Origin of the sequence: Bacillus sp. NMCC46, assembly GCF_002998465.1 — a bacterium.
Classification (GTDB): domain Bacteria; phylum Bacillota; class Bacilli; order Bacillales; family Bacillaceae; genus Bacillus.
On record NZ_PVQZ01000002.1, the window covers coordinates 273,349 to 285,994 of the forward strand.

Sequence of the window (12,646 nt, forward strand, 5' to 3'; positions counted from 1 at the left end):
TGCATTTTGTCAATTTATCTCGAAAAATTTGAAGAAAACGTAAAAAAACGCCCACAAAAAGTGAGCGTTTTTACCTAGAAAAGGTCTAGTCATTTGTTTCTGCTTCATTTTCAATTTTATTTTTGTTCTTCGCTTGTGTATCATTGCTTTCCTGTTTTGATTTCAGCTCAAAGTACTTGTCTAATACTTGTTCACCGATATCATTTGTAATTGGATAGCGCTGGTTGTAGTCTTGATACACCCACGGTACAACGACGGAAATGGCCACTTCTGGATTATCAGCAGGCGCATACGCAACAAGAGTGGTGTTATACGTTGGTGTGCCGCGTTTGCTTTTAATTGGGCCGTCATAGAATGATTGAGCGGTCCCTGTTTTGCCAGCCGGGTTGTATTTTTTGTTGCCAAAGTTCGAATAGGCTGTCCCTCGTGGGTTCTGCATAACAAGCTTGAAGCCTTGCTGAACACGCTTGATCTCATCACTCGTCATGTCTAGCTTATTCAATACGTCCGGTTTGACGGATTCTGTTACAGCACCAATGCCGCGCTGCGGATCTGGCTCTCTCACTTCTTTAACAAGCTGCGGACGTAAACGATATCCGCCATTTGCAACCGTTGAAACGTATTGCGCCATTTGCAGCGGTGTAAACGTATCATACTGTCCAATTGCATAGTCAAGCAGGAGACCAGATTGTGTAGACGTTCCCCGGTAGCCTGTCGCTTCGTTTGGCAGGTCAATCCCTGTTTTGACACCGAGACCAAATTTACTGAAATTATAACGGAATGTATCAAAAGCTTTCGGATCGATTGGGAGCGGCTGGTTCTTACGATACTCCCCTTTTCCAACGGCAATCGCTGTTTTAAACATATACACGTTAGATGAACGCTCGAGTGCCGTTAAATCATTAATGAGTCCCATATTTTGATAGGATTTCTTTGGCGGTGACTGCGCGATATATAGCGGTTCATCGTACTGGGTACTTCCTATGTGAAGCACGCCTGTTTTATATCCCGTCAGTACAGTTGCCCCTTTGACAGCTGAGCCCATCGCATAGGATGATGTCATCGTTCCTAATGCGTAGTCATCAAATTTATATTTTCCGTTTTTATTTGAAATCTGTTTCCCCGCTACGGAGAGAACTTCTCCATTTCTCGGGTCCATCATGACTACAAACGCGCGATCAAGAAGCTCTGTGCCGCCTCTTTGTTTCGCACTTCTCAAGTTCTTTTCAACGATTTTTTCAACCGCTTTTTGCAGCTGAATATCGATGGTGAGCACAAGGTCTTTCCCGCTCTTTCCTTCTGTTAGCACTTTAGAGCTTGTCACATTGCCCTCTTTATCAGTTGTGCTCTGTTCTTTTTCCTTTTGGCCTTGCAGGACATCTTCATATTGATATTCTAGATAGCTTTTTCCTACACGATCATTTCGGCTGTAGCCGAGCGATAAATAATGTTCAAGAAGTGACTGCGGAAGTCCTTCATCACTTGAGGACACACTGCCGAGCATACTGCGGAGCAGTCCTTTATACGGATAGCTGCGTGACCAGTCTGTTGTGACATCCACACCTGGCAGCTCGTCCAAATGCTCAGAGACGTAAGCAATTTCGCTTGGCTTCACATCATCATTTTTAATGAATTGAGGCGTAAGTGCATAACCTGCATCCATCTGTCTTTTAATCGCAAGCACTTGTAAGTCTTTTTTCGTCAGTTGATTTAATTCCTTGTCCGTGATGCGTTTCAGCTGAAGCTCATATAATTTATCATCAGCGACCTTATCGTCACCCTTTAATTTCGATTCCTTTTGAACAAGCTTTTTCGCTTCATTCGGATGCGTTAAAATCCAGAAATCTTTTTTGTCACGATCTGTGATTTTTTTCGTACTCACATGAATCATATCCGCTAATTTTGTAGCCACTTTGAGCCGCTCTTCTTGTGAAGTCGTCGAGGTTCTCGTATATGTAATGGCATTTAGCGCTTTATTACTGACAATCGTATTATAGTTTCGATCGTAAATTTTTCCGCGTGGAGCAGATGAGCTGACATTCACATCTTCTTGTTTTTCTGCCTGCTTTTTATAATCTTCTCCATTGACAATTTGTACAAATCCGAGTCTCACAACAACACCGGTAAAAATAATAAACGCAGCTAAAAATAGTAAATTCAGCCGGAGTGGAAGTGTTTTGCGCCCTTCCTTTGCGTCTTTTTTGTTTTTCTTGTTTCTCATCACATCACCTTTTCTATCAAGAAAGAAATGGCACCCCTTTTTGTGTATAAAAGGTGCCATCATCATTTTAGCGGTTTTTCTATTATTTATCTAGAAATTTGATGTTCCATTGGTAAGAAATTTTACCTTTCTCCCTTAATAAGGTTCGTGTGAGAAACTGGCTTTTGACCGTCAGTCTCTTTCATATCAGCTGTTTTTTCTTTTAAATGAATATCTTTTACAAAATAATAAATGAGTGTGTGTCCCGCTCCAAGCACAACAAGAGAAGCAGGAATTCCGAGCTCATCACCCAGTAAGGTGACAGACAGAAGAAACAACACAATGGAACAAATACGGCCAGCATTTAAAAACAGCTCCCTGACCACAATATATTCAATTCGGGCTTTCCTTGCATACCTTGCATGACCGATAACATCGTATGTTAAGGATACATATGGAACAAGCAGAAGCGGGTATCCTATCGCAATGGCTACCGCATACATGAGAAGTGATACATAGGACAAGTGAAAGACGATTAAGAACAAGGCGCCGTATAAAATCAGCCCGCCAAGCATAATGGCTTTCTTTCGCCATTTTTTCTTAATCAAACGTGTAGCGAAGAAATAAGCGAAAAAGGCAACACCTGAGTTCACTAAACCAAACGTCCCGAGAGCAAGCTCACTGTTTGTTGCAATAAACACAAAGACACTGATTAAGAAGACAAAGACCCCTTCACGAAGCCCTTGAAAAAAGTGAGCTGTTGTAATCTTACGCCAATTCTCGTCGGCATGGCGTTCTTTCCATATTTGCTTGATGATAAATTTCCCTTTTGACTGCCTTCTCTTGAGGAAAAAGCTCATCACAACCGCTAGTGAAAACAAAAAAAGCGATAACGTGAAAATCACCGTATAGCCTGTATCATCCGTTAATTGAGAAATGACAATCCCCGCAATGAGAGGACCGATCATGCCAGCAGTAGATGACAGCACTCCGAGAAACCCATTAAAGAAATCTCTTGTTTCAGGCTCAGTGATCTCAAAGGTAAGTACGTTAAAAGCAAGCCAGTAAAAACCATAGCCGATCCCAAGGACACTCCCTAATAAAACAAGCCGCGCGGCCGCTTGCTCTCCTGCCATTAAGACAATTAAGTAAAAAGCGGCTAAAAAGATAACGCCGAAACGAAGGACAAAAGCCCGGTCTATTTTTTTAGCGAGCCGGCCTGCGAATAAAAACGTAATGGGCTGAAGCACAACAATAGCCAGATTGTAAATTGCAAGATCCGTGAATTTCCCAGACTGTTTCCATAAATACACGTTTACAAACGTATTTGAAAGCGCAATGGCAAGTGCATATAATCCGCCAATCGTGAGGAGGAGCATTAAATCTTTTGTAACATCCATGTCCCCGAACATTTTCTTTAATCTGCTCATATATTTCATTCTCCTTTTCTACACAATAGTCTGTCTCATCAAAAGGCAGATATGTAAAAAAAGGAGGGAAAATATAAAAAGACCTGCTTCTCTAAAGAGCAGGTCTTTTCAAATCGAATGATTTATTTAGCTTCGCTGTAAAGGCGAGCCACTTCATCCCAGTTCACAACATTCCAGAAAGCTGAAATGTAATCAGGACGACGGTTTTGGTAGTTTAGGTAGTAAGCATGCTCCCAAACGTCAAGTCCTAGAATTGGTGTTTTTCCTTCAGTTAAAGGAGAATCTTGGTTTGGCGTGCTTGTGATTTCAAGTTTGCCATTGTTCACAACAAGCCATGCCCAACCAGAACCAAAGCGTCCTGCAGCTGCTGCAGCGAAATCAGATTTGAATTTTTCAAATCCGCCTAATTCTTTTTCGATTGCATCTGCAAGTTCACCAGTTGGTGCGCCGCCACCGTTTGGTGAAAGAAGCGTCCAGAATAATGAGTGGTTAGCATGTCCTCCGCCATTGTTACGTACAGCTGTACGAATGTTTTCAGGCACAGAGTTTAGGTTAGCCACTAGCTCTTCGATTGATTGATCTTCAAGAGCTGATACACCTTCGATTGCTTTGTTTAAGTTTGTTACGTATGTGTTGTGGTGTTTTGTGTGGTGAATCGTCATTGTTTCCTTGTCGATATGTGGTTCTAATGCATCGTAAGCATATGGTAATTCTGGAAGTTTAAAAGCCATGGTTAAATTCCTCCTTAGAAATGTATGTACTGAAATGCTTCCTTAGGTCGTAAGCAAGCAATTCAACCTACTCAAAGAGTATCAAAAGAATTGGCTTGTTTCAATGTTATTGCTCATGATCTGAAACATTTCAGTGTTTATTTTGTATTTAGCCCTTTAGAAAAAGTTTTAAACTCCCTTTTTCTATTTAGCGAAGGACATAAAATAAAAAGATGCCCAGCATCAGCGCTTGAATCAATCCTTTGGCAAATACACCTGATATAAACCCGATTAATGAGCCTAATCCCACTTTCACACTCGTCTTCACATCTTTTTGATGAACAAGGAGCTCTGCAATGACACTTCCGATAAATGGACCAATGATAATTCCTGCAATGGGAATCACAAAAGGACCGGTTAATAACCCAATGGTGCTTCCCCAAATAGCTGCACGACTGCCGCCAAAACGCTTGACCCCAATGAGGTTTGAGACATAATCTGCCGCAAATAATACCGCGGTAAACACGGCTTGAAGGAGCCAGAACGTCAGTGTAAGCGGCTCGAAGCTGAAAAAGAAACCATATAGAATAAATCCGAGAACCATAAAGACCACGCTAGGGATAATTGGATAAACAAGTCCAACAAACGCAATGATAAATGCACAGATAACCAGAATCCAATACAGCACGTCCAAGTTACTGCCGCCTCCTTTTTATATGCTGTATACATTATGCCTCATTCCATCTATCTTAACCAGCGATGAAGGCCATACTTGTACTTGATAGATAGACATTGATACAATATGAGAAATAGAAAAGAATGTAGGAAGTGAATTGATTGAACGTATTTAAACTATTGTTAAAAGGTATTTATTCACCAAAAGATATTGCTAAAGCACGGTTTACAGGGATTGGCAAAGCGATTTTATTCATTTTTATCCTTTCGATCATCGCAGCAGTTCCTCAGGGTTATCATATGAGTCAAGAGATCTCGAATGCGATGTCAGGATTTCAGCATGTGATCAAAAAAGATTTACCTGATTTCTCAATCGAAAAAGGAAAGCTTCAAGCGGATCAAAGTGCACCGATAGAAAAAGAAGAAAACGGCATTACGATCATCTTTGATCCTGCTGAAAAAATAAAAGCAAGTGAGCTTGAATCAAAGCAAACGGCCATCGCATTATTAAAAGAAAAAGCAGTGATCGCCATTGATGGCCAAATGACAGATATCCCATACCAGCTGCTTGGCGGAACGCTGACAAAAGACGAACTCGCCCGCGTCACAAATCAGAATCAAGCGATTATTATCCCAGTTATCTGGGTGCTGCTGTATCTATCAACTGCGGCTCTCATGTTCATTAGCGCAACATTCCTTGCGATGCTTGGTACATTTATTAAACGCATGCAGCAAAAAGAGCTGTCTTTCCAAATGCTATGGAAGCTCTCCGCTTATTCACTCACATTAACAACGGTCTTTTTCGCTATCATGAGTGCATTAAACACGCCTGTTGCGAACTCATTTTTATTAAATTGGATCATTAACTTTATCTTCTTATATCTCGTCGTAAAGGAAATACCCGCTAAACATAAACCACTTGTCAAAAGTTAATGAGTAAATGAAAGCTCCCCCAACTTGGAGGAGCTTTTTATGTATGTTCATGCTCTATGATTCATCTGGATGAATGATCGCAAACAAATAATGATCTTCCCACACACCATTAATCTTTACTTTTTTACGATTCAATCCCTCATTTTCAAAACCTGTCTTTTCAAGTACACGAATAGAACCTATATTACTCGGCTTTACTCCAGCTTCAATACGATGAAGGTGCAGTTCATCAAAGGCATAATCAATGATTAAACGAATGGCTTCTGTCATATACCCTTTACCGCCATGCTTTTCATCAAGTACATACCCTAGCCAAGCTCCTTCTACCGGGCCTCTAACGACAGAACTTAATGAGATTGTCCCAATTAAGTCATCTGTTTCATTTAAGAAAATACCGTGCATGTAAGCTTCATCCTTTGCGCACCTTTCCACACTGCGCTGAATTCGTTCAATTTGACGAGATAACGTGAAAAAATCGTCTTTAACCAAAGGTGTAAATTGCTGAAAATAGGAGCGATTCTCAAGCTCAAGTGTAAGTAGTGGCTGTGCATCTTCTTCTGTTAGCGCTCTCACATATATCTGCTGACTGATTTTCTTCATAAACTTTCCCCCTGTTTTTATTTTATCATAATGGTGATAGAAGCTTGAAAAAGCATCGCCGAGCGTAAATTCAATACAAGACTCACTAGAACGAACTAGAACCTCCCTTTTCATCTTTTCTCCTCATGTTGGTTCTATCATTTCAGGACATGCATAGACTGAAGTAAACTCTTAAAAGCGGTGAGTGAAATGCGGCGTATTATTTTTTTGCTAATCAGTTTGTTTGTCCTTTTTATTATCTTTTTTGATTTAAAAAATGGCACCATCCCTGTTGAAGAAGGTCCAGCTGTCCCTGCAAATGCCTTTCAAACACCTGAGAAAAAAGCATATAAGAAGGTCACGGTGAAACAAGGTGAAACCGTCGTCTCTATCGTCCATACAAGCAAGCCACTTGATGAAGTCATTGAGGATTTTGAAGAGCTGAATCAAGGCGTCAAAGCAAACGAAATTCGGGCAGGCAGCACATATAAGTTTCCGGTATATAAGAGATAAAACGTTAATTCCTTGTCATTCATACAAAGAGACTGTTACAATATGAACTGTAAAACAAGACGTACATGGCAAATGATTGCTTGTACACTAAGGAGCGATTGACAAGTGAGTGAAGTCACACATCGTACTAAAACGCGTCCCGTCAAAGTGGGACCTTTAACTATAGGTGGAAATAATGAGGTTGTCATTCAAAGTATGGCAACAACCAAAACACATGATGTCGAAGCGACAGTAGCTGAAATTAAGCGTCTTGAAGAAGCAGGCTGTCAAATCGTGCGTGTCGCATGCCCAGACGAGCGTGCAGCAAATGCGATTGCAGACATAAAAAAACAAATCAACATCCCGCTTGTTGTCGATATTCATTTTGACTACAAGCTTGCACTGAAGGCCATTGAAGCAGGTGCAGACAAAATTCGAATCAACCCAGGAAACATCGGAAGACGAGAAAAAGTCGAAGCGGTTGTAAAAGCAGCAAAAGAAAAAGGCATTCCAATCCGTATTGGGGTAAACGCTGGTTCATTAGAGAAAAAAATTCTTGATAAATACGGCTACCCAACAGCAGATGGTATGGTCGAAAGTGCACTGCACCACATTAAAATTCTAGAAGATCTAGATTTTCATGATATCATCGTCAGCATGAAAGCATCTGATGTCAACCTAGCTATTGAGGCGTACGAAAAAGCAGCAAAAGCGTTTGACTACCCTCTTCACCTTGGAATTACAGAATCAGGTACATTATTTGCAGGTACGGTCAAAAGTGCAGCTGGTCTCGGCGCTATTTTGAATATGGGGATTGGGAATACACTCCGCATTTCATTAAGTGCTGATCCAGTTGAGGAAGTAAAAGTAGCACGTGAACTGTTGAAATCATTTGGTCTTGCATCAAATGCAGCCACACTGATCTCTTGCCCAACTTGCGGCCGAATTGAAATCGACCTCATAAGCATTGCAAATGAAGTCGAAGAATATATCTCCACGATTAAAGCACCGATTAAAGTAGCTGTTCTTGGCTGCGCTGTAAACGGTCCAGGTGAAGCGCGTGAAGCTGATATCGGAATTGCTGGAGCTAGAGGCGAAGGCCTATTGTTCCGTAAAGGTGAAATTGTTCGTAAAGTGCCAGAAGAAACAATGGTTGAAGAACTGAAAAAAGAAATCGATAAAATCGCTGAAGAGCATTATGCAAAAATGGAAGCTGAAAAAGCAAAAGCCAACGCATAACAAAAAACGCCTGACGTCACTGTCAGGCGTTTTTCTGTTCTTGTTAAAAGAACGGGGTGATAAATATGCCAAGGATGACGGAAACAATTCCGATCCCGATTGACCATGCGCCAAGCGCATGTGCTCCTTTTCTTCTTGCAATATAACCAACGACGATTGCCGCTACTCCTAATAGCACCGGCAAGACAAATAACGAGATAATCGCAATCGCGAGTGCTGTATAGCCTATCCCCTTACTGCCTGAATCGTCACCTGCTTGGTCACGTTCTCGTCTGTCTACTCGATCTCTTGAAGCCTGATATGGCTCTGCAATTTCAGCAGCTGTTTCCTCTAGATAGCCATCATCATTACTAAAGTGTGTGTCGATTTCACGATCATTTCTTCTGAAATCTTCGTCTCTTTCCATGATCAATTCCCCCTTTTGGTTAATAGAAAGGAGCTTTTTTAGTATGAGCAAAAATGTCTGTTTCATGTTTGCTAAAACTTGCTGGAATTGTGAATTGATTATGTTACACTTTAAGAGTATAAAAATGAGGAGTGTGGGCATGTTACGTTTAGGAATTGATATAGATGGCACAGTGACGGCGCAGGATACCTTTGTTCCCTATTTAAATGAGTCGTTCCAATGTGCCATAACACTAGATGATATGACAGAATATGATTTGACGAAGCTTTTAAATATTTCTCAAGAAGAGTTTTGGGGCTGGATGAATCAGCATGAGCCTCATATATATAAACAGGCAAAGCCTGCTAAGGACGCAAAAGAGATTCTTGATCAAATGAAACATAAACACAGGCTGATCTATATTACAGCGAGAAGGCAGCATCATGCGGATATCACCTACGAGTGGTTTCACAAACATCACGTGCCCTATGATGACATTGAGCTGGTTGGCGGTCATCATAAGCTCGAAGCTGTGCAAAAGCACAAGATTGATGTGTTTTTCGAGGATCATCATGGGAATGCCACAATGATTGCAAAAGAGGCTGACATACCGGTTATTCTTTTTAACTCCCCATATAATCAAATGCCCATTGATGACAGGATTATACGCGTCAACAACTGGCAGGAAGCATCTCAATGGATTAAACAATACGAGCAGCGTTTTGAAACTGTTTATTAATACAGAAAAGCCGATACGCTAATGTATCGGCTTTTGATTGCGCACAAAGAGATAAAATGATCTTTATTTTATCTCTTTGGCTTCATTTCAGCATAGTTGAAAACCCTTAATGTATCGGCTTTTTTGATGGAACAAGCTGACCTTCTTTCATGAGAAAATGGTACAGTGCTCCCTTCATGCCTGCCTGATTCAAGTAGTGGCACGTTTCCAGCTTCACCTGAATGTTCTTCCACGCATGCAGTGTATGTAAATGTTTCTCAATGCTTGATAGTAAATCCGGTCTTGCACTTACGCCGCCTCCAATGAGGATTTTCTCTGGATTAAGGACAGTTGCTACATTGTAAATACCAATGGCGATTCGCTTGTACCACTGATCCACCAGCTTCTCAATGGACGGATCGTGCTTTGCCTTTTCAAAAATTTCTTGACCGTCTATTTGAGTACTTTGCGGAATTCCTTGCTTTTCTTTATAGCTGCGAATTAATCCAGCCGTTGAAGCACTGCTGTTGAGTGTTGTAAATTGTCCATTTTCTGTCTCTGTCAGCATCATGCCAAATTCACCGCCGCGGAAGGAAGCCCCGCGCACAAGCTGACCGCCAGCGAAAAGACCACCGCCAACACCTGTGCCAATCGTCATACAAATAAAGCTGTCACAATCTTTCGCATGGCCACTATATTTTTCTGCAAGAGCTGCACAATTCGCATCATTTTCAACTTCAACACGATGAGATGTTTTCTCTTCTAAAAGTGTTTTTACATTTTGACCATTTAAGGCGATGATGGCTCCTGCAAATTCTGTATAACCTGTTTCACTGTCCACAAAGCCCGGAAGACTAATGGCGATTCCGCTGACATCCGACGTTCTCTGATATTGCTTGACCACATCCGCCATAACTTCTAAAAACGGTTCAAGCTGCCGGCAGTTCGTTTGATAGTCACCGCTCGTGACCAGCTCCCCATCCTGATCCATTAATCCATGTTTTGTTCTCGTCCCGCCTACATCGAACACGACATAATACGCCACTTTTGACCCCTCCCTTTACTCCAAAAGACGCAAATTGCTGCATCGTACCTTGTTCTCATTTTAATGAAACAGCCGCCCTTTGTAAAACGTTTTCAAAAAGACAAAAGAAAAAGCCAGCTCTGCGGCTGGCTTTTTCATGAGTGAACTTCCTTCGGTTCGCAGGAAGGACACGTTCCGTAGATTTCGAATTTATGTCCACTAATGTGATAATCCTCTAAATCGGCGTCTAGCTTGTCCATAGGACAGGCATCGATCTCCTTTGTTTTACCGCATGCAAGACAAATAAAGTGATGGTGGTGATGAGAAAATGAGCATTTAAAACGAAAAAGCTTCTCCCCTGACAATTCCGTTGTTTCTAATATACCTAAGTCTTCATATAGCGATAAGTTTCGATATATCGTATCAAAGCTAAGACCTGGGTAGTCTTCACTTAGTGCCGTCAGCACATTTTTAGCGGTCAAATATTTATCAGAATCAGAAAACAATTGAAGCATATCTTCACGTTTGCTTGTATATTTGTAGCCTTTTTCCTTTAATAAATCAAGCGCTTCTTGTACGTTCATGATGATTCCCCCTTCTGAATTTTCCAATACTAATACATCCGATTAAAATCAAAATGGACAGCATCACAATGGTTCCGCCTGGCGCTAAATCTAGATAATAGCTTAAGATTAATCCGGCCAATACAGACAATTCACCGAACAAGATCGAAAGGAAGATCGCCTGTTTGAATCCTTTGGCAATACGGATACTTGCCGCAACAGGAAGCGTCATAAGCGCGGAGACAAGCAGTGTGCCTACGATACGCATTGATGCCGCAATGACGAGTGCGACGACTAAGATAAAAATAAAATGAATCCATTTCGCTGAAATACCAGAAGCCTTTGCATGCTCTTCATCAAAAGAAAGTAAAAACAATTCTTTATATAAAAGCACGACAACTAACACAACAACGAGTGAAATCCCAACAATAATCCAAAGATCTAATCTCGAAACCGCACTGACACTTCCGAACAAATAACTAAACAAATCGGTATTAAAGCCATTCGCTAGTGAAATGAAGATGACGGAAATCCCGATACCACCTGATAAAATAATAGGAATCGCAAGCTCCTGATAATGCTTATACACGGAGCGCAGACGTTCAATAAACAATGAACCGGCAACAGAAAACGCCATCCCTAAGTACAGCGGGCTCACCCCTGTCAAGAGGCCATACTTTTTATCAAGGAATAAGCTTGCTGCAATACCGGCAAGTGATACGTGACTGAGGGCATCTGCAATCAGCGAGAGCCTTCTCACGACGATAAATACACCAAGTAAGGGCGCAATAAAGCCGATCAGCATCCCTGCGATAAACGCATTTTGTAAAAATTCATAATGAAAAAATGGAAATAGCATTATTCATGTCCCCCATGATGGTGATGGTCGTGATGAATCACTTGAATGTCATGTCCGTAAAATTGAGATAACGCTTGATCATCCATTGAATCAAACGTTTCTGCATCCCCGTGGAAATGAAGTGCCTGATTTAAGCAAGCCACATGGGTGACTTTATCAGAAACGGTGCCAACGTCGTGTGTAACGAGAATTAAAGACATTCCTTTTTCTTTGTTCAATGTTTCGAGCAGCTGATAAAAGCCTTCTACTGTCCGCTGGTCTACACCAACCGTCGGTTCATCTAAAATGAGCAGCTTTGGCTGACTGACGAGCGCACGGGCAATAAAAGCACGTTGCTGCTGACCGCCTGAAAGTTCACCGATGTTTTGGTGCTTTAAATCTTGTATGCCAACTGAGCGAATGGCATCCTCAACTTGCCATTTGTCCTGCTTGCTCATTCGTTTGAATAAACCAATTTTCGCCGTCAATCCACTTGCAACGACCTCGTAAACAGAAGCAGGGAAACCCGTATTAAAACTATTCGCCTTTTGAGAAACAAATCCAATTTGATCCCAGTCTCTAAATTTTGACGCAGGCGTGCCAAATAGCTTTAATTCACCTTGCTGTGGTTTAATGAGCCCAAGCAGGCATTTTAATAAGGTTGTTTTACCAGATCCATTCGGTCCAACAAGTGCTAGAAAGTTCCCTTCCTCTACTGTTAAATGAATGTGATCAATGACATTTCGCTGTCCATACGAGTACGAAATGTCCTTCATTTCAATAATTGGCTTTGCCATGAATCTTTCCACCTTTAATCAATATAAAAAGAATGATTACGATTTATACAACAAAAAGAAAAT

The 12,646-nt window shown here is 41.3% G+C and carries 14 protein-coding genes; 4 read left to right on the top strand and 10 right to left on the bottom strand.

Features of this window, described 5'->3' with window-relative positions:
- Positions 1-85 precede the first annotated feature (85 nt).
- From C6Y01_RS07025 to C6Y01_RS07040, 4 genes are all read right to left on the bottom strand, one after another.
- Positions 86-2,221, bottom strand: coding sequence for a peptidoglycan D,D-transpeptidase FtsI family protein (locus C6Y01_RS07025; RefSeq protein ID WP_034661311.1), 2,136 nt, complete (start codon positions 2,219-2,221; stop codon positions 86-88).
- A gap of 122 nt (positions 2,222-2,343) precedes the next feature.
- Positions 2,344-3,630, bottom strand: a complete 1,287-nt coding sequence (locus C6Y01_RS07030) for an MFS transporter (RefSeq protein WP_034661312.1) — start codon at positions 3,628-3,630, stop codon at positions 2,344-2,346.
- Positions 3,631-3,752: 122 nt separating this feature from the next.
- Positions 3,753-4,361: a superoxide dismutase SodA gene (gene sodA, locus C6Y01_RS07035; protein ID WP_007501264.1), complete on the bottom strand. Its 609-nt coding sequence runs from the start codon at positions 4,359-4,361 to the stop codon at positions 3,753-3,755.
- Positions 4,362-4,548: 187 nt separating this feature from the next.
- Positions 4,549-5,034, bottom strand: coding sequence for a DUF456 domain-containing protein (locus C6Y01_RS07040; protein ID WP_106037990.1), 486 nt, complete (start codon positions 5,032-5,034; stop codon positions 4,549-4,551).
- 143 nt (positions 5,035-5,177) lie between these two features.
- On the opposite strand from C6Y01_RS07040, the gene C6Y01_RS07045 reads away from it, so the two are divergent.
- Entirely contained in the window at positions 5,178-5,948 is a 771-nt protein-coding gene (locus C6Y01_RS07045; protein ID WP_034661315.1) for a DUF1189 domain-containing protein, read from the top strand.
- Positions 5,949-6,002: 54 nt separating this feature from the next.
- Here C6Y01_RS07045 and C6Y01_RS07050 read toward each other — a convergent pair whose 3' ends face one another.
- Positions 6,003-6,548, bottom strand: a complete 546-nt coding sequence (locus tag C6Y01_RS07050) for a GNAT family N-acetyltransferase (RefSeq protein ID WP_034661316.1) — start codon at positions 6,546-6,548, stop codon at positions 6,003-6,005.
- 189 nt (positions 6,549-6,737) lie between these two features.
- On the opposite strand from C6Y01_RS07050, the gene C6Y01_RS07055 reads away from it, so the two are divergent.
- A complete protein-coding gene (locus tag C6Y01_RS07055) occupies positions 6,738-7,040 on the top strand; it encodes a hypothetical protein (protein ID WP_034661318.1) in 303 nt (100 codons plus the stop codon).
- A gap of 105 nt (positions 7,041-7,145) precedes the next feature.
- Positions 7,146-8,258 (top strand): flavodoxin-dependent (E)-4-hydroxy-3-methylbut-2-enyl-diphosphate synthase, encoded by a 1,113-nt coding sequence (gene ispG / locus C6Y01_RS07060; RefSeq protein WP_034661319.1) that lies wholly within the window; start codon positions 7,146-7,148, stop codon positions 8,256-8,258.
- Between the two features lie 43 nt (positions 8,259-8,301).
- Here the strand turns inward: ispG and C6Y01_RS07065 are convergent, their stop codons facing one another.
- Positions 8,302-8,664 (bottom strand): DUF308 domain-containing protein, encoded by a 363-nt coding sequence (locus tag C6Y01_RS07065; protein WP_034661320.1) that lies wholly within the window; start codon positions 8,662-8,664, stop codon positions 8,302-8,304.
- A gap of 139 nt (positions 8,665-8,803) precedes the next feature.
- Between C6Y01_RS07065 and C6Y01_RS07070 the strand changes: the two genes are divergently transcribed.
- Positions 8,804-9,382 carry a 5' nucleotidase, NT5C type gene (locus tag C6Y01_RS07070; protein ID WP_034661321.1) on the top strand — a complete coding sequence of 193 codons (579 nt, stop codon included), beginning with the start codon at positions 8,804-8,806 and terminating at the stop codon, positions 9,380-9,382.
- Between the two features lie 106 nt (positions 9,383-9,488).
- Here C6Y01_RS07070 and C6Y01_RS07075 read toward each other — a convergent pair whose 3' ends face one another.
- From C6Y01_RS07075 to C6Y01_RS07090, 4 genes are all read right to left on the bottom strand, one after another.
- Entirely contained in the window at positions 9,489-10,406 is a 918-nt protein-coding gene (locus C6Y01_RS07075; RefSeq protein WP_106037991.1) for an ROK family protein, read from the bottom strand.
- Positions 10,407-10,540: 134 nt separating this feature from the next.
- A complete protein-coding gene (gene zur / locus C6Y01_RS07080) occupies positions 10,541-10,969 on the bottom strand; it encodes a zinc uptake transcriptional repressor Zur (RefSeq protein ID WP_012010595.1) in 429 nt (142 codons plus the stop codon).
- A complete protein-coding gene (locus tag C6Y01_RS07085) occupies positions 10,947-11,807 on the bottom strand; it encodes a metal ABC transporter permease (protein ID WP_034661323.1) in 861 nt (286 codons plus the stop codon). Before C6Y01_RS07085 ends, zur begins: the two co-directional genes overlap by 23 nt.
- Positions 11,807-12,583, bottom strand: a complete 777-nt coding sequence (locus tag C6Y01_RS07090; protein WP_034661324.1) for a metal ABC transporter ATP-binding protein — start codon at positions 12,581-12,583, stop codon at positions 11,807-11,809. Before C6Y01_RS07090 ends, C6Y01_RS07085 begins: the two co-directional genes overlap by 1 nt.
- Positions 12,584-12,646: the final 63 nt, after the last annotated feature.

What these genes read in the sequence shown, in the direction of transcription:
- C6Y01_RS07025 (WP_034661311.1), bottom strand. Translation starts at nt 2,221, where the DNA reads ATGAGAAACAAGAAAAACAAAAAAGACGCAAAGGAAGGGCGCAAAACA.
- C6Y01_RS07055 (WP_034661318.1), top strand. Translation starts at nt 6,738, where the DNA reads ATGCGGCGTATTATTTTTTTGCTAATCAGTTTGTTTGTCCTTTTTATT.
- C6Y01_RS07085 (WP_034661323.1), bottom strand. Translation starts at nt 11,807, where the DNA reads ATGCTATTTCCATTTTTTCATTATGAATTTTTACAAAATGCGTTTATC.
- sodA (WP_007501264.1), bottom strand. Translation starts at nt 4,361, where the DNA reads ATGGCTTTTAAACTTCCAGAATTACCATATGCTTACGATGCATTAGAA.
- C6Y01_RS07065 (WP_034661320.1), bottom strand. Translation starts at nt 8,664, where the DNA reads ATGGAAAGAGACGAAGATTTCAGAAGAAATGATCGTGAAATCGACACA.
- C6Y01_RS07050 (WP_034661316.1), bottom strand. Translation starts at nt 6,548, where the DNA reads ATGAAGAAAATCAGTCAGCAGATATATGTGAGAGCGCTAACAGAAGAA.
- C6Y01_RS07090 (WP_034661324.1), bottom strand. Translation starts at nt 12,583, where the DNA reads ATGGCAAAGCCAATTATTGAAATGAAGGACATTTCGTACTCGTATGGA.
- zur (WP_012010595.1), bottom strand. Translation starts at nt 10,969, where the DNA reads ATGAACGTACAAGAAGCGCTTGATTTATTAAAGGAAAAAGGCTACAAA.
- C6Y01_RS07070 (WP_034661321.1), top strand. Translation starts at nt 8,804, where the DNA reads ATGTTACGTTTAGGAATTGATATAGATGGCACAGTGACGGCGCAGGAT.
- C6Y01_RS07030 (WP_034661312.1), bottom strand. Translation starts at nt 3,630, where the DNA reads ATGAGCAGATTAAAGAAAATGTTCGGGGACATGGATGTTACAAAAGAT.